The sequence below is a fragment of the Alteromonas sp. KUL42 genome, assembly GCF_006538325.1.
Classification (GTDB): Bacteria; Pseudomonadota; Gammaproteobacteria; order Enterobacterales; family Alteromonadaceae; genus Alteromonas.
In genome coordinates this window covers 23,755-40,825 of sequence record NZ_BJKK01000012.1, presented here as the reverse complement: position 1 = coordinate 40,825, position 17,071 = coordinate 23,755, and the positions used below count along the sequence as shown (strand labels likewise).

Genomic DNA, 17,071 nt, shown 5'->3' with positions numbered 1-17,071 from the left:
TTCGATTCAACGCCTTTAATGATTTAGATGCGCTCAAAACCCGGAGATCTCCGGTCTTTGATAGGTCAGCCGCTTTTGAAGCCAAGTTAATTCAACCGGGTGGTCGTACAAACGTAAGTGATAGCGAATACCGCTAACTATTTTCAAAAGCCAATAGCGCCATGAACCGGGTTTTATATGACGTGAAGTCGCGGTGGGATAAAACGCGTTAAGTACGGTTTGAAAATCACTAACCCTGCGCTGACCTTTTATAGTCAGCCATGGTACGTCCGCTGTGGTTCTGCGTTGAATCTGCCGCCATTTGGGGTCACACCATTGCTCAAGAGTAGTTGGAAATTCGAAACCTAATTTGGTGACAGCATCGAACATTTCACCGCCAATGGGTACGGGATCATAACGATACATAATGATCTCGGCGTTGGGATTGACTCTTTTAACTTTGCGAATAAAGGATATAGTGTTTTTTACATCGCGTTCCGGCTCGGGTGGATTACCCAGTATAAAACTGAACTCAGGGATCACTCCAAAACGTTTCATCTTCGCTGCCAACGAAAGGGTGTTTTCCGCCGATTGGCTGCCACCTTTATTCATTCGAGCCAATGTCTCGTCATCGCCGCTTTCTGCACCGAGAAATACCATCTTGAGTCCGGAATCACGCATCAGAGCCCAGGTCTCGTCTTTGTATTTATGCAGGGTATCGACTCTGCCTTCACCCCACCAGCTGAGCTTGAGTTTACGTTCAATTAAGGCGCGGCAAAAATCCTGTACGCGTTTTTCTGAAGTGAAAAAGTTGTTGTCGTGAAATTCCAGCGCGTTGATGCGCCAATTATCAACCATATATTGGGCCAGTTCACCAAGTCGCTCGCCCTTTTCGCCGAACCATTTTCCCTCGGATAAGGCCACCACCGCGCAAAAACTTGCAAAAAAACGGGCAGCCAAAACTGCTGTGGTGACTTAAAGTACGTGAGCCGAGAAAGGTGCTGACAACATAGTCTTCCACATTAACCTTGTGGTAAGGATAGCGTGGCAAACGGTTGGGGTGAGTAGGTTCACGTCGCGGCATTTGTATGAATTTGCCGTCTCTACAAAAGGCTATGCCTTTAACGTTAGCTAGGTTTTCTTTTTGCTCCAGCGTATCTATCAACTCAATAAAAGTCTGTTCGCCTGGGCCAACCACAGCGTAGTCAATATCAGGGTCGAAAACGCATACTTCGGTATGATTGAGAGGGAAATAACCGCCGACAATAACCGTAACCTCTGGACAGGCCGCTTTAATCTTGCGTAAATCGGCAACTGTGGAGTTCAGTTGTGGGCCAGGCATAATGCTAATTGCCAGATATTTTGCGCCTTGGTCGATTTTATCAATGATATAGTCGGCGTAATTGGGGTATTGCCTTAAGTTGGCGTCGACTATTTCGTAGGGATAACGCTCTTCAACCAGTGAGGCGACCTGCAAAATCGCCGCTGGCAAGCGTTGGTAACCGGGCTTGGCACATTGGGGATTATAAAAAATGATCAGCGGTTTAGTCATGGTGGGGCCTTCTTTGGTAAATCAGCAGGTAATGATCAGCGATGTGAGCCAAAGGTGACCAATTGGCCAACTTTTCTTCCAGAACAGCAAGTTTGGCGAACAGGCGAGGATGGCGTTTGACTACGTCATTGACGTAACTTGGTGGCATCACAATGCCTAGCCCTTCGCTATGCATAAGCTCAAAATGTTTGCCAAGCTGGCGTTTTACAGTACTCAAACGGGGATAATAGATTTCCATCTCACGCCATAGTGTCCGTCCTTCGACTCTCCTGATTGCCTTGCTGAACTGGCCGCGACAGCCAAAATATCCCCATTCCCAGGGGACCCAGCGGCCCATCAATACTAAGATCATGTAGCTGCCCGGTCGCAATAGTTTATTAGCACTATCGACAAAGCTCTCAAAGTCGGCAATGCAATTGAGACCGCCAAAATTGGATAATAGACCATCAAATTGTTGTCCGTGCAAATCACACAATTGTTCGATGGCCAACGGCTTACAGTCGATAGAATCAGTTAGCCCTAGTTTGTTGGCTTTTTCGGCGATTTTATCAACCATGGGCTGAGCGATGTCAGTAGCTAAAACCCGGTTTCCCAGCGACGCTAAGAACAGGGCGTCTTCGCCGGTACCTGCGTTTATCTCAACAATATGTTTGCCTCCAGGCCAGTACTTTTCACACCGAGCATGCACCCGAGCACGATAATACCTCCCCAGCACAGTACCTGAAAATTCGGTGTCATAAGACGCGGCCAATCGGCTAAAGGCGCTACTAGTCATCGAGGTGTTTCTCATCTTCGGCTGCGGCCAAAAGGGCTCGCGACCATTTAGCGTGCTTTGCCTTCATTTTGGCTTTGCGTTTTGCTTCTATACCCGCTTGGTGCCCAAGACGAGTAGCCTCTACATGAGACTTAAGGTAGCGGTTCGCAAAACGATAATAACGCGGTGAGCGGCGTTGACTGAGGATTAGATCTCGATCGCTGCCTTCATGCCATTGGTTCACCACATTGATAGCTTGTTCGTTGTCCTGATAAAACCGGGTACCTTTGATGGGGTAAGCGACAGTGGTGAGAAAAATATCGGGATTTATACGAGCCACTTGATGTACGGTTTCGTCGATGTCTTCCAGTTGCTCGTCACCATATCCCCACATTAAGAACATACCAACTTGAATACCGCGTTTTTGAGCTTGCTTAGTGGCCTCGAATATTTGCTCTATAGTTACCCGTCGTTGCATGTGGTCAAGCAGCCGCTGGCTGCCACTTTCGGCACCAATCCAAATGCGGTAACAGCCCATTTCCGCCAAGGTATCGAGCACTTTTTCATTGGTCATGCGATCTGCCCGTGAGATAGTTTCGAAAGGCACCTTGAGTTCTCTTTCACGAAGTGCTTCGGCATAGCTATACAACCACTTGTAATGGATGGTAAAAACGTCGTCGGCGTACCAAACGTGGCTAGGGTTATAGCGTTTGACTATGTGTTGCAGTTCGTCGGCGCAATCGATGGGATCACGTCGTCTGTGAGTGAAACCAAAGACTGAGTGAGAACACCATGTACACTTGAATGGGCATCCTCTTGCGGTGATCATACTGACGCAGGATTCGCCATGATGGCTCTGCCAAGCATCAAGATATTGCTGAATATTGACTGCTTCACGGTCTGGCCATGGATAATCATCTAACGATTTGGGCAATGCACCGGTGGGGTTGCTTATTATTTTATGAGACTTGTCATAGAAACTGATCCCAGAAATATTACAAATATTTTTACCATTATGTAAGGCGTAGAGCAGTTCAAACAGAGTGTGCTCACCTTCTCCTGAGATGATGTAATCGGCGCCATGGTCGAGATATTCTTTGATGTAGTTGGCCGACTCAGGTCCGCCAAGTATCACTGTGAAGCCATTTTTCTTGGCTTGCTTGATGATATCGAGTATTGAAGGACGAGTCATCAAGTTGGTATAAAGCCCCAGTATTTTGCTTGAGGCTTGTTCAAGCAAATCGTACAGCTGCTGTCGCAATGCAAAGGTACTGTCGAACAGTTCGACAGTCATGCCTCTTTGTTTGAGATATGAACTAAGGTACATCAAACCGAGTGGCGGGTGAGGGCGCATCACACTTTGCTCCTTCTCATCCTCGGCGAGGAAAAAAACCATGGCTTAAAATGATGTCGCTCATATCAGGCCTCGGCGAATGTGGTGGAAAGCCGATTGCGGTAGGACTCGGCTGAACTCATTAAATCCTGCCATTGATTTTGCCAGTGTTTTTGAGTGTTTTGACAGTCGGGATTACGTAATAGCGAGGTTAATTCCTGGTGCAGATGGTTGCGTATACGGCGATAGAAATCCGATGTAAAGGTGGCATTGAACACGGCATCGAGATCATTGCTATCTTGCCAGTGGGTTTTGTTTGACATCCTAGCTTTTACTTTGTCATAAAAGCCGGTGCCCGGCAGTGGATAACTGACGCTGACACCTATTTCATCGGGTAACATGTCGACAATCATCTCTCGGGTTTGCTTTATTTGTTCAATATCTTCGTTTAAATAGCCTAGTTGAATAAAAAATCCACAGCTTATGTCGCAATCACGCAATAAGGTCCTTGCCTCTGATACCTGTTTAAGGGTGAGGTCTTTATCCATGCTATCGAGGATCAACTGGCTGCCGCTTTCAACGCCTAACCAGACCTCTTGGCAACCGGCGCTTTTAAGGGCGTTTACCGTGGATGTCGTCATGAGATCAGCACGGGTCTGGATCATAAAAGGGGTTTTTAACTTGGCTTCACTCATTAATTGTGCAAACTCTTCAATCCAGCCGCGCTTCAGACCAAAGATATCATCGGCAAACCAGATGTGTTGTGGTTGTGCAAACTGTTGTAGTAATTTGATTTGTTCAACTATATAAGCAGGGCTATGGCAAACATATTGTTGCCCCCAGATGGGTTTGGCGCACCAGTTGCAGCGGTAAGGACAACCTCGGGTGGTAACTATATTAACGCCGTAATATCCGTGGTATTGATGCCACGCTTTACGGTATTTTTCAATGTCAACCAAATCCCAATACGGCTGTGGTAAATTGTCGATAGCTCGGTTGGTGTTGCGTCTTACTGAGCGGCCCCATTGGCCATTGTGATTATAAATCAGCCCTGCGGGTAGTTCGGCTTCTTGCTGTTCTTCATTGAGCCAATTGACTAATTCGACTAAGGTGGTTTCCACTTCACCTAAAATAACGAACTCGGCACCGGCATCAAGATAGGGTTTGGGCGAATCAGCCGCGTCTGAACTGTTGATCGCTATCGGGATATCTCGTGCTTTTGCCAAAGCAATCATGTCAATGGTGGTTTCACGCACATGGGAAAGACACATTTTACTTAAAAAATTAAAACTGTCTTCGCAGATCAACAAAAGGTCGGGGTCAAACTTTTCTACAGCGCCTATGAAATCAGGTAACCCATCGCTTAAGGTTGCGTCGAACAGGCTAACTTCAATTTCTTGTGCTCGTAAACTGCCTGCGGCATAAAGTGCCGCCAAAGGTGGGTAGGGTTTAAACTTCTCTACCAATTGCTTAGGGTCGTTATTGAGAAAAAAAGCATTGGCTAATAATACGCGTTTTGTCTGTTTGTTCATCAAAGGTTAGTTCCAGTCTTTTTGCGGATGTAACCCTTGCAGGGCAAAAATTCGCCATTGCGCTCTAGGGGTTGCTCTAAAGTGTCGGATAATACGAGTGAACATGCGTTTTACCATTGACGGAGACTGATGCAGTTGCGTGTTATCTCGTTTGAAATCGACATTGGAAGCTTTTGCCGACAGCTTCAGCCATTGAATGATATGACCGGTTTTTCTTGTCCAAAGCAAGGCGTACCACAGTCCCATATCTTGTGGGTTACAGTGAGACAGTTCCACCAAATTATGGCGCCCCATCAAATAGAGGAAACGCCAGCTAGTTTGCCGTTGCAATTGCTTTTCAAGTTGGCTCGGTTCAGTGGAAAACAGCTTACTGGTCATCTGAAGTGACCACCACATCAGATGACAGCAATCGTGCTCTATCGCCATCGCCAAAACCTTTGCGTCATCGAGCGTTACCTGACGTTGAAATAAATGTAGATCATAAAATTGGATCCAGCGAGCACTGCGACATCGTAAATGCTTAGCGGCATGGAGTAGTAAATAAACATAGTTTTGCTCGGCACTTAATCCATTACCTGTTTTTAGGGCTTGACGAAACATAGCGTCCAGATTGTAGCGAAACTCTTGAATACCCTGATCCATAGTAAAGTGGATGTCGATGGAATAAGGCAGTTTACAACTTTCACCCTGATACCAAAGACTATTTTCTTCACCTATGACGTTAGTGCCTTGCCATTGCGTCGGAGTATCATCCGATGGATGATTTTGTACAGGAAATAGCGTCATACCTTCACGGTCTATCACGTGGGGTGTAAAGCCATGGTTGCCCAGTAGCTGGCTGAGTTTATCTTTGTCCTGCACATCGACATAAATATCAATATCGGCCATTGGGCGCATTCCGACATCGGGATAAAGCTGTTTACTTGTGGTTAATCCCTTAAAGTAAAAGAAATCAATCTCATTTTGTTCAAGTAGTTGGCTAATTTGTTGACTGCTTTGGGTAATCATGTGGATGCGGCGACGATTTTCTTCAAACTGCTCACGTAAATAATGATTCATATCTACTGGAATAGCTGGACTATCTCCGTGACGAGATAACAGATATCCGATAACTGGACCCATGCCGTGTACTATCGACACTGATTTAGCTATACGCCATTCACGTAGTGTCCACTTAGACAATTCGCTAGGCACGTATTTACAGTCACCGCTAGTGAAAATAGCCATCCAACGAAACAGACATTCGGCAATATCATTGATACTTGGGGCCTGTAAGCTCACGATAATGCTTCCAATTGATCAAAAAAGTGCCGTCCTGAGCGTCCTAATTGGGCGAGGTAAGATGGCTGATGACTAAGCCACTGAATATCGTCCTGTCGCGTTTTACAGTGCAGGTTAAACCCTGCTTCAGTGGGGGTGAACAGAGAGTCAAAACAAGCGGGATCTTGATGCTCGGTAATCTTCGATTGGTCTGAGCCAAAGTTTGGTTTGATAAACATAGTAGACAATCGTTCGTGAGGCTTGACATTTGTGCGGGTGTTCACTGGCACGATATATTTGCTTTTGCCATTGTGACTAAGGGATATTTTCAGTTGTTCTAACTCGCAGAAGCGTTTGGCGCTGTCCGCGAGTAAATGTATCTCCCTGCAATCGGCAAACAGGCGATTTTGACCAATAAAGGCCAAATCTTCACTGATGAGTTCGTATCCGTGCTTTACCGCAGCCATTGCTAGGTTTGACTTGCCAGCGCCGCTTTGGCCAAGACATACAAACGTATGACTATTAATGGTAAAAGCACAACAATGAAGTGGTGTGACAAATTGGTAACTCAATAGGAAGTAGCAGACTGCGTTGATAAATTGATGGCGCAACAGGTAGTGATTTTGTTGTATTTGATTGCACAGTCGTAAATGTCCGCTCATAGTACTGCGGTCAGCAAAGCAAAAACTTGCGCCATTTTTGCCTACGAGCATTCCATTGGATAATCTGAATCGGATGCTATTTAAATTTTGTTTGGCGCGACTGGATTGTAACTTAATGCGAATTTGACATAACTGTGAGTTGCTATCCGCCATTGGATAACATTGGCTGACGGTTTCGATAAGTTGATGTTCTGTACTTACAAATTCAACAGCATATCCAAGTAGTTGAAGCTTGACAGCAAGTGTGTTACGAACCATAGGCGTTTTCCATAACTTTGTCGTTATGCTCAAAAATTATAGAGTTAAAGAGTAGAGCTGGCAATTAATAATAAGGGATAAAGGATGAGCTTACTAAAAGAGTTGCGTCAAAATGAGCAGGCGGTTACGCGGTTGTCTGCGAATGTTTATGACCCATTCGAACGGGCCTATCTCGATGTTAGAGGCAAAGAGGGACGTTTACTTGATGATGAGCAAGTCAAGCGATTGCCTAATGCGTTAGAAGATGACCTGCATTACAAAGAATGGCTTTGTCGAAAACATTCAAGTGAACAAATATTAGGATATTTACAGGGGAAGGGTTTTGACTACTCCGATTGGCTACTTGATATCGGGTGCGGCAATGGCTGGTTCAGTAATTTATTGGCGCAAACTCAAAGGGCTAATGTACTTGCGGTTGATATTAATCAAAACGAACTTGAACAGGCTGCCAGAGTGTTTAAGCGCGACAATCTTTATTTTGCCTATCTGGATTTGTTACGCGATAAACGCTTACTTGAACCGATGAAACTTATCTGTTTTAACAGCAGCTTTCAATATTTTGACCAACCAATAGAACTACTTGACTTGTGCTTGTCACTATTGACCGACGATGGTGAAATACACATTCTCGATACGCCGATTTATTCTGTCGAAGAGGTAGCGGCGGCAAAACAACGAAGTCTAGATTATTATCGGCAGCTGCATGCAGACAACATGATTGAATTTTATCAGCACCATAGTCGCAGTTTGTTTGATGGATATAAAGTAGAGTGGTTATATTTGCCCGCAAAAAAATCACAAAGGCGCAATACCGACTCGCCTTTTCCCTGGCTTAAAATCAGTAAATGAATCTACTTTTTGTACTACCCGGAGGTGTGCATCCTAGTGGTGAGACTGATGTCATACCTGTGTTACTTAATTTGTTAGAGGCTTTGGAGAGTAGACATCGGGTATTTGTTGTTGCTTTGCATCAACATTGGCAACTCACTGAATATAAGCTCTCTGGTGCTCAGATTATCTCTTTGCCGATGGTCAGAACGAGTAATCTGTTTAGTTCGGCGGCAACTGTCTTCAAGCGTATGAAACACTATAATTTTCGGCCAGATGTGGTGCATGGTTTTTGGCTGGGAAAACCAGTGGTGCTCGGCGCATTATTGGCAAAAAGGTTTCGGGTGCCTTTGTTTGCAAGTGTCGCTGGTGGCGAGCTCATCAACTTGGCAGACATAAACTACGGCGGCCACAGGTCGTACTCTGCGCGTTTCTTAAATTGGTTGTCACTGAAATTGGCAGATGAAATCAGTTGCGGTTCTGTTTATTTGCAAGAAATTCTCAGAAAAAGAAAGGTTAATGCTCAGCTAGTGCCTTTGGGGATTGACGATGATTTTTGGCCACTCAAAGCTATCGCTTCCGATAAAATAGAAAAATGGCAGTTGATTCAAGTCGCGTCGATAAACCAGGTTAAAGATCCTTGGTTGCTATTGGACATTTTGCGGGCACTCAAAAATGCTGCATTTAATTTTCAATTTCACTGGGTAGGAGAGGACACGTTGGCAGGGCGCGTTCAGCAAAAAGCTGCCCAAGAGGGTCTGGAAGGTTTTATAGAATTTCATGGTTTTAAAACTCAAACACAGCTTAAAGCTATGTTGCAGAATAAGCATTTCATTATCCAAACTTCCCGCTATGAATCCCAGGGGGTGGCAATGATGGAAGCGTGCCGACGAGGACTATGTCCTGTAGGTACCAATGTTGGTTGGTTGTACGATTTAGCGCTGGGGAATACTGCACCTAGGGATCAGTTAGGTCAGAAAATCGCATCACAAATTGTGATGTTGGCAAATGATTTCACGCAGCGTCAACAAAGAGTCGAAATCGCTCAAAAGTGGCTGATAGCCAACGATCTCAATATGACAGTTCAGCGTTTTGAGCAGAAGTGGTCAGCTTATTGATCCTTTGAATTGGGAGATGATGCTAATAAGTGTTACTGCAATCGGTTATGCCATTACAGACATATTAAAAAATCAGAAAATATCGCTATTTTGGGAAACTCAGGCCAAATAACGCAAATTAAGCCACTTATGTTTACCTGATGGGCGCTTTACCTAATCCTACCAGTAACTTACAAAAAGTAGAAAAATGGCACGAATGTCGAATTGATTCAACACACTGGCTTGCGTATTCTCCATATATTGAAATACCAACAACTGGAAAGGTAAAAAACACTGTGTGTGAACTATTAGGCATGAGTGCGAATACTCCTACTGACCTATGTTTCAGTTTTACTGGGTTAACCCGTCGTGGCGGTGAGACCGGCCCGCACAAAGACGGGTGGGGCGTAGCATTCTATGAGGGGAAAGGCGTGCGTATGTTTCACGACCCAGAGCCTTGCGCCACATCGCCTATTGCTGATTTTGTGGCAAAACTACCCATTAAAAGCAAAAACGCCATTTGTCATATTCGCCAAGCTAATGTGGGCAATATTAACCTAGCGAACACGCACCCTTTTACCCGGGAACTGTGGGGGCAATATTGGGTGTTTGCACACAATGGGCAACTTCCTAGTTTTACTGGTAGCACAGGCATCTATGAAGCTGTTGGCGATACCGATAGTGAAGCGCTGTTCTGTGACATTATGAACAATGTGAGGCAAAACCTATCGCGAGATGCAACACTAGAGCAGTTGACTGAAACGCTTGTATCGTTATCACAATCTTACGCTCAGCAGGGCGTTTTTAACTGTTTGCTAAGCAATGGTGAATGGATGTTCACGTTTTGCAGTACAAAATTGGCCAGTATTACTCGACGGGCTCCTTTTGGACCTGCTTGTCTTAGCGATGTGGAAGTTGAAATAGACTTTGCTGCTGAAACTACACCTAAGGATGTAGTGAGTATTATCGCCACCGAACCGCTGACGAATGATGAGCAATGGGATATTTACGAGCGCGGTGAATGGAAGCTGTGGCAAGACGGCGAAATTATCGCGTCGGGAATGGTTGATGTACCTGACCATAAAAAAGAGGCTGAAATGACCTCGCCAGACCCTGCTCTTCATATCGAAAAGTGTTAAGTATTTAGCCCGTGCCTTATGCGAAAAGTTTATGGATTACTTTTTGAACTTCGCCGTATCGAGCAGGAAGCGCGTGGTGTTGCAGCTGCACGCAATACAAGGGCTCTGTAACTGCGCGGTTAGAAGAAAGTACATCTAGTTGGTTGTCTAAATGAGTCGATTTTAAGGTGCTCGTGGGTAGTACTGTGAAGCCTAATCCCTCACTTACGGGTAACAAAATCTGAGAAAGTTGGTTTATATACCCCACGCGCTTTACTTTATTTGGGTTGATAGTATTGAGTCTTTCATCGCCACAGTCTTTGATATAGCGCTTTAGATAATACATAGCATCTGGATGGTCAATCAATCCAAGCTCGTCAATGAGCATATCAATGTGACCTTTGTCGCGATAGTCTTGATGTGTTGCACTTAGTTTCTTAGGTAAAATAAGGCCTAGCGTTTCCTCGCCTAAATAGGAGCAGTATAAGTCGTTATTATTGGGCTGGTTTGTAACGACACCTAAGCTAACTTCGTTATTGGCAATACCCGTTAATATAGTTTGTCTTGGTGCGACTTCTACGTGAATGTTTAACTTACTATGTTTAACCTGCAGAGCAACTAACGCAGGATAAATTCGTTGTGCTAAAGCACCAGAACAGGCTACTACACATTCTCCTTCAAAGGGATTATCGAACTTTAAACTAGTAATAAAATCTTGTTCGCGGTCTTGCTGAGATTTTGCGTAATCGTAAACACGTTTCCCTTGTTCTGTTAATTGAATACCCTTACCCAGTCTTACCACCAATGTGCAATGACACGCATCTTCAAGCTTCTTTAAATGTTGGCTCACGCCTGGCTGTGTCATAAAACGCTGCTCAGCCGTTCGCGTAAAACTGCCTGTTTCTACAAGGCCTATAAAAGTGTCTAACCACGTTGGATTTAGCATGCTATAAATTTATATTATCATTTTTAAAATAAATCATAATTTCATGTTTTGTTTGTGTCCAGTTACTTTATATACCTTGTTGAAACACGCTAAATAGCGAGGAAGAAATAATGACAGACACAGCTGTAAATCCTTATCCACGTACATTTTCACATATTGGTATCTCAGTTCCTGACTTAGATGCTGCCGTTAAGTTTTATACAGAAGTACTCGGCTGGTACTTAATTATGAAGCCCACTGAGATTGTCGAAGATGACTCTGCAATTGGTGAAATGTGCAGCGACGTATTCGGACCGGGGTGGGGTAAATTTCGCATAGCTCACTTATCAACAGGTGACAGAGTAGGGGTCGAAATTTTTGAATTTAGCAATCAGGAGAACCCAGAGAATAATTTTGAGTATTGGAAAACCGGAATTTTTCACTTCTGCGTGCAAGATCCAGACGTTGAAGGATTAGCCGAAAAGATAGTTGCAGCAGGTGGTAAGAAGCGTATGAAAGCTCCTCGTTACTACTACCCTGGAGAAAAACCTTACCGCATGATTTATATGGAAGATCCATTTGGAAATATTCTAGAGATTTACAGCCATAGCTACGAACTTCACTATGCTAGTGGTGCATATCAATAATGTTCTTCGTTGCAGAGTTACGTGGTAGAACGACATGGCAGTGTCATATTGCAGGGTTACTGTGAACATTTCTAGAAGTGGATATGTGTAACTACATTGCTAACCTCGTAATCAACTTCGAGGTTAGCAAACAATATTATTTAACCCCACTGACCTGATACATAAGGGTTGGTGGCCTTTTCATGACCAACTGTTGTAGTAGGGCCATGGCCTGGGTATATCACCATATTTTCAGGTAGAGTGAGAATATTCTCTTTTATTGAATCAATAAGTTGCTGATGATTGCCTTGGGGAAAGTCGGTACGTCCAATTGAGCCAGAAAATATAATATCGCCCACAATAACTTGATTTGATGAACGCTCTACCAGTGCGACATGACCGGGAGTGTGTCCAGGGCAATGCAGTACATCTAAGGTTAACTCACCCAGCTCAATACTGTCCTTGTGGTTTAGCCATTGGTTGGGTTCAAAGGGGGCAGCAGGCGGAAAACCAAACATTTGGCTTTGTTGTCCAAGCGCATCTAACCAAAATTTATCGCCAACATGTGGACCAATAATAGGTACCTTGTAATGTGCTGCCAGTGCCACAGTGCCGCCAACATGGTCTAAGTGGCCATGGGTCAGAATAATTTTCTCGATATTTACTTGATTGTCACTTGCTGCTTTGATGAGTTTTTCTATTTCGCCACCTGGGTCAACAAAAGCGCCCTTCATGGTAGAAGTGTCCCAGATGAGAGAGCAGTTTTGGGCAAACGGTGTAACGGGAATAACAACAATTTCCACTATATAACCTTAGTCATTGTCTATTTTGTTAAAGTCTTAAGTTTTTCAAGGCGTGAGTCAAGTACGCCAATACATATCTCATTCAGTGCTAAATGGATTACACGCTTTCGCTAATTTGTATTAAAGCGTGTAAGTGCTCCTGTATTAACTTTATTGTTTCGGCATATTGCGGCTAAACAAATAGTAAAGCAGAGCGCCAACTACCAGTTCACCTAACAAGAAAAACCAAGCATCAGTGGTGGATTGTGTAATTGACCAAAAGCAGACCACAAGTGCCAAAAAGGGAACAGCGCGCTTCAATAAGCTAGGCGGATAGGTAAGTTGGTTTTGTGCTTTTATAAGTACTACGGTACACACCGCATAAACGACTAAACGGGCTAAAACACTGGCAATCGCAAGCCATACAAAACTGCCACTTAGGGCCATTAAACCAGCAAATACACCTAATACAAAGACTGAAATGTAGGGGGTAGCATAGCGATGATGTACCTTTCCTAAGTACCCTTGCCCCAATTTCTGAGGAATTAGCGATTGGTGGGCCATAGAATAGGTTAATCGAGAGGTGGAAATCATATTGGCGAGTAAGTTCCCTGCCACTGATACAACGGCTGTTAAGGTCATTATTAATGCCCCTGTTGGACCAAAAATAACGGAAGCCAGCGCAATTAATGGCGCGCTTTCAGGTTGATTATCACCAATGGTATGCCAGTAAAGCCATTGTACACAAAAGTAGAAAATAGCGATGCCTGATACAGTGAGCATTAGGGCTTTGGGAATGGTTCTTTTTGGCGCGCTGGTTTCACCACTGGTGACCACCACAGTTTCAAAACCAATAAAGGCGTACAAAGTGAGTAATGCACCCGCTGAGATAGTATCGAACGCGGGAACTGTTGGTGCATTAGACAATATAGAATGGGCTGAAGAGGTAAAGTCGACTTGCCAATAACCAACACCAATAAGCGCGACGAACGGCAATAGCTTTAATAGTGAAATCGTATCTAATGAGCGCATGGCAGCGCGTAAGCCAACCACATTCACCACGACCAACAAACCCGTTAACATCACAATGGCGATTGATTTTCCTATGCCTGTGTTGATATCTGGCCATACGTAACCCGCGTATAGCAATAACACATGCATATTGGCGGCAATGGCTGTGGCTCTGGCTAAATAATAGATAAAGCCCGTTTGGAATGCGGCAGCAGCGCCAAACCCTTTATACGCGTAGATAACAGGGCCGCCGGTCTCTTGATACAGCGCTGCAAGTTGCCCAAAGCACCAAACAATGGACAGCATGAGCGCGCCAAAAATGAGAAATATAAACGGGCTAAACGCACCTAATTCTGCTGCCATTTTAGCGGGTAAAGCAAAGATGCCAGCGCCAATCAATCCGTTTAAAACAAGCAAGGCGGCACCAATACCGCCAATACCTTTTGTTAGAAAACCTGTATTGTATAATGAGCGTTGCATGAGAACGGCGCGCTATTGTTTTTCGAACACTTGCTCACCGGCAATAAAGGTTGCATGCACCTGAGTCTTCCAGATGTCTTTTGGATCGATGGTGAAGATATCCTGGTCAACCAATATAAAGTCGGCCCACTTACCCGGAGTAAGGGTGCCAAGTGTATCTTCCATGTGGCCTGCATAAGCCGCGTCTAGGGTAAAGCCTTTAAACGCTTGCTCTATGGTTAAGGCCTCATGTGCATACCATCCCTTCACAGGCTGGTTGTTGCGATCTTGTCTTGTTACGGCAGCGTGTAAGCCGTAAAAAGGGTTCGCCAGTTCAACGGGGAAGTCTGAGCCTAATGGCAACGGGATACCTGAGTTAAGTAGGGTTTTCCAAGCGTAGGCACCTTTCATACGCGCTTTGCCGATGCGATCTTCAGCCATGTTTTTATCACTGGTTGCATGGGTTGGTTGCATTGAAGGAAGTACTTTTAAGTCAGCAAATCGCGCTAAATCGTCAGGCGCTATCACTTGTGCATGTTCAATGCGATTGCGCAACTCTGCACCGCCGATGTTTTTGAAAGTCGTTTCGAACTCATTTAAGGCAACATGATTCGCCTTATCACCAATGGCGTGATAGTTAAGTTGAAAACCTGCGCCAATGACAGTAGTGAATAATTGGGTCATATCTTCAGGTTGAGTGAGCAGTAAACCGTGCTGATGAGGTGCATCAGAATAAGGCGCAAGTAACGCAGCCCCACGACTTCCCAACGCGCCATCGCCGTATGCTTTAACTGAGCGAATATATAAAAAGTCCTCACTATCGCGAATGGGGCCGTGGCTTAACATGGTTTTTAAGTCGGGGTCAGTTGCACTTACCATGGCGTAAATGCGCACCGGTAAATCGTCTTCTACCGCTTCTTTTAAATAGAAGTCATATACGTCACGTCCCACACCGGCATCGTGCATTGATGTAATGCCATTTGAAAGTAAGTGCTCACCTGCTGCGTTGAGTTGTTGCTCGAAAACCGCATTACTTGCTTTCGGTAAATGTGACTCAATAAGTAGTGAGGCATTATCAATAAAGACACCGGTTGGGTTACCCGCTGCATCTTTTATTATCTCACCACCCACTGGTGAGGGGGTATCTTTTGTAATACCTGCCAGTTCCATGGCTTTTGTATTCACCCAAGCCGCGTGTCCATCCACACGGGTTAAGAATACAGGGCGGTCCGCGACAACTTTGTCTAAGTCTGCGGCAGTTGGAAATGCTCTGTCAGACCATAGTTCCTGATTCCAACCGCGGCCCATTATCCATGGTTGATTGTTGTTAACGAAAGCATACTCGGCTACGGTTTTGGCAGCATCGCTAGCACTTTCACTGGTACGCAAATCCACTTCCAAAAGATTCGCCCCTAAACCAAGCAAATGACCGTGGGCATCAATCAGTCCCGGAAGCATCACTTTGCCTTCACCATCAATGGTCTGGTCTATGTCGCTAGTAACCTTAGCCGGCGTATCATCCGCGTGTGTAGAAAGTACTTTTCCGTCTTCCATCAGCATGCTGGAAAACTGCACTAGCTCGCCTTTGTCATCTAGGGTATACCCTTTAACATTCTTAACTAGGGTGGCTGCATGTGCACTGTCTATCGCGGCACCACTAAATAGGCTTAATGCAATGAAAGACACAGCTGATAAGCGTGCAGTTGCGGCATTAATAGGATTACGGTTAAACATTCTACTGAGGTGATTTAGGGCAATTTTCATTATTCTTCTTCCGTGCTGTCGTCAGAACTTATAATAGGAGGTTGTAACAAAAAGTCACGTTCCCAAATGTGTGCCATAGAAGCTTGGCTAATATTACCCCCAGACAATATAACCAACGCGGTTTGTCCTGGGGAAGTATTTGCAGCCCACGAAGCTACTGCGGCCATTGTCATGGCACAAGTGGGTTCGATATGTAGTTTAAGTAGGTGATGAAGCCATTGTGTCCAGTAGGCTATTTGTAATTCGTCAACTTCATAGAAGTCATCTACTTGTTGTATAAAAGGGAATGTTATATCCCCAACAGAGGGTGTTGCCGCACCATCAGCCAAGGTATTTGGTACGTGATCAAGGGGTATGATTTCACCTGCCTGCAATGACAAAGACGCATCGTTTGCTTCGGCAGGTTCTGCACCTATAACGAGTGCATCAGGTTGTAGGGCGCGAGTGCTAAGTAAGGTACCTGAAAGCAGACCACCACCACCGCAAGGTGCAAACACGGCATCGACATGACCTATTTCCTCAAGCGCTTCAAGCGCCGCTGTACCTTGCCCCGCAATAATATCTTCGTGATTAAACGGTGGGATCCAAATGGTGTCAGGTGCTGTTGCCGCTTCTGCGACTGCTTCATCGGCCTGTGTGCGAGTTGGAAACAACTTCAACTCAGCCCCGTAGCTTTGAGTTGCTGCGGCCTTTATGGGAGATATGGTCTCACTGGCAAAAATGGTAGCGCTAACGCCAAAATGTGCAGCAGCATAGGCGACAGCTTGTGCATGATTACCAGAACTATTTGCAACCACACGCTTTGGTAAGCGGCCTTCCTCTTGTAGTCGCGCTAGAAAGTTCATTGCACCTCTAATTTTAAAAGCGCCAATGGTTTGTAAGCACTCTGCTTTAAATAGAATACGCTGTCCCATCCACTGGTTGAGGAGCGTTGATTCAACGATGGGCGTGTGTTTTACCTTGTCCTTAATTCGCGCATAAGCCAGTTTTACGCTTTCAAATGATGGCGTTGACGTCATAAATTGTGCTCTTTTTATTTTATGTTTATACGTTAACATTTATCTGGCTTAAGACAATTCATAATATTTTCATATTTCTAGATTACTCTTCGCAACCTTGCTTGCGGAGAGC

The 17,071-nt window shown here is 44.8% G+C and carries 16 protein-coding genes; 4 read left to right on the top strand and 12 right to left on the bottom strand.

Annotation, left to right across the window (positions count from 1 at the left end; genetic code table 11):
- Positions 1-33 precede the first annotated feature (33 nt).
- The 7 genes from EYR97_RS15335 to EYR97_RS15305 all read right to left on the bottom strand — a co-directional run bounded on the left by EYR97_RS15335 (position 34) and on the right by EYR97_RS15305 (position 7,330).
- On the bottom strand, positions 34-939 hold the full coding sequence (locus EYR97_RS15335) for a radical SAM protein (RefSeq protein WP_131094542.1): 906 nt from the start codon (positions 937-939) through the stop codon (positions 34-36).
- Positions 851-1,531, bottom strand: coding sequence for a radical SAM protein (locus tag EYR97_RS15330; RefSeq protein ID WP_131094541.1), 681 nt, complete (start codon positions 1,529-1,531; stop codon positions 851-853). Before EYR97_RS15330 ends, EYR97_RS15335 begins: the two co-directional genes overlap by 89 nt.
- Positions 1,524-2,306 carry a bifunctional 2-polyprenyl-6-hydroxyphenol methylase/3-demethylubiquinol 3-O-methyltransferase UbiG gene (locus EYR97_RS15325; protein ID WP_165478067.1) on the bottom strand — a complete coding sequence of 261 codons (783 nt, stop codon included), beginning with the start codon at positions 2,304-2,306 and terminating at the stop codon, positions 1,524-1,526. The genes EYR97_RS15330 and EYR97_RS15325 overlap by 8 nt, the downstream gene beginning before the upstream one ends.
- A complete protein-coding gene (locus tag EYR97_RS15320; RefSeq protein ID WP_242635055.1) occupies positions 2,299-3,639 on the bottom strand; it encodes a B12-binding domain-containing radical SAM protein in 1,341 nt (446 codons plus the stop codon). Before EYR97_RS15320 ends, EYR97_RS15325 begins: the two co-directional genes overlap by 8 nt.
- A 65-nt stretch (positions 3,640-3,704) precedes the next feature.
- The gene (locus EYR97_RS15315; protein WP_131094538.1) at positions 3,705-5,150 is read right to left on the bottom strand and encodes a radical SAM protein; all 1,446 of its coding nucleotides are present in this window, start codon (positions 5,148-5,150) and stop codon (positions 3,705-3,707) included.
- 6 nt (positions 5,151-5,156) lie between these two features.
- Positions 5,157-6,431, bottom strand: a complete 1,275-nt coding sequence (locus EYR97_RS15310; RefSeq protein WP_131094537.1) for a nucleotidyltransferase family protein — start codon at positions 6,429-6,431, stop codon at positions 5,157-5,159.
- Positions 6,428-7,330, bottom strand: coding sequence for a hypothetical protein (locus EYR97_RS15305; RefSeq protein ID WP_131094536.1), 903 nt, complete (start codon positions 7,328-7,330; stop codon positions 6,428-6,430). Before EYR97_RS15305 ends, EYR97_RS15310 begins: the two co-directional genes overlap by 4 nt.
- An 84-nt stretch (positions 7,331-7,414) precedes the next feature.
- On the opposite strand from EYR97_RS15305, the gene EYR97_RS15300 reads away from it, so the two are divergent.
- The 3 genes from EYR97_RS15300 to EYR97_RS15290 all read left to right on the top strand — a co-directional run bounded on the left by EYR97_RS15300 (position 7,415) and on the right by EYR97_RS15290 (position 10,394).
- On the top strand, positions 7,415-8,179 hold the full coding sequence (locus EYR97_RS15300; RefSeq protein WP_131094535.1) for a class I SAM-dependent methyltransferase: 765 nt from the start codon (positions 7,415-7,417) through the stop codon (positions 8,177-8,179).
- Positions 8,176-9,276, top strand: a complete 1,101-nt coding sequence (locus tag EYR97_RS15295) for a glycosyltransferase family 4 protein (protein ID WP_131094534.1) — start codon at positions 8,176-8,178, stop codon at positions 9,274-9,276. Before EYR97_RS15300 ends, EYR97_RS15295 begins: the two co-directional genes overlap by 4 nt.
- Before the next feature lie 275 nt (positions 9,277-9,551).
- Positions 9,552-10,394, top strand: a complete 843-nt coding sequence (locus EYR97_RS15290; protein WP_131094533.1) for a class II glutamine amidotransferase — start codon at positions 9,552-9,554, stop codon at positions 10,392-10,394.
- Between the two features lie 16 nt (positions 10,395-10,410).
- On the opposite strand, the gene EYR97_RS15285 is transcribed toward EYR97_RS15290, so the two are convergent.
- The gene (locus tag EYR97_RS15285) at positions 10,411-11,319 is read right to left on the bottom strand and encodes a LysR family transcriptional regulator (protein WP_131094532.1); all 909 of its coding nucleotides are present in this window, start codon (positions 11,317-11,319) and stop codon (positions 10,411-10,413) included.
- Between the two features lie 110 nt (positions 11,320-11,429).
- Between EYR97_RS15285 and EYR97_RS15280 the strand changes: the two genes are divergently transcribed.
- Complete coding sequence (locus EYR97_RS15280; RefSeq protein WP_131094531.1) at positions 11,430-11,945, top strand: lactoylglutathione lyase family protein; 516 nt, start codon at positions 11,430-11,432, stop codon at positions 11,943-11,945.
- A gap of 140 nt (positions 11,946-12,085) precedes the next feature.
- Here EYR97_RS15280 and EYR97_RS15275 read toward each other — a convergent pair whose 3' ends face one another.
- From EYR97_RS15275 to EYR97_RS15260, 4 genes are all read right to left on the bottom strand, one after another.
- Positions 12,086-12,727 (bottom strand): MBL fold metallo-hydrolase, encoded by a 642-nt coding sequence (locus EYR97_RS15275; protein WP_131094530.1) that lies wholly within the window; start codon positions 12,725-12,727, stop codon positions 12,086-12,088.
- 150 nt (positions 12,728-12,877) lie between these two features.
- A complete protein-coding gene (locus tag EYR97_RS15270; protein WP_131094529.1) occupies positions 12,878-14,197 on the bottom strand; it encodes an APC family permease in 1,320 nt (439 codons plus the stop codon).
- A 12-nt stretch (positions 14,198-14,209) separates the two neighbouring features.
- Positions 14,210-15,940: an amidohydrolase gene (locus EYR97_RS15265; RefSeq protein WP_242635049.1), complete on the bottom strand. Its 1,731-nt coding sequence runs from the start codon at positions 15,938-15,940 to the stop codon at positions 14,210-14,212.
- Positions 15,940-16,959, bottom strand: coding sequence for a serine/threonine dehydratase (locus EYR97_RS15260; RefSeq protein WP_131094528.1), 1,020 nt, complete (start codon positions 16,957-16,959; stop codon positions 15,940-15,942). The genes EYR97_RS15265 and EYR97_RS15260 overlap by 1 nt, the downstream gene beginning before the upstream one ends.
- Between the last annotated feature and the right edge of the window lie 112 nt (positions 16,960-17,071).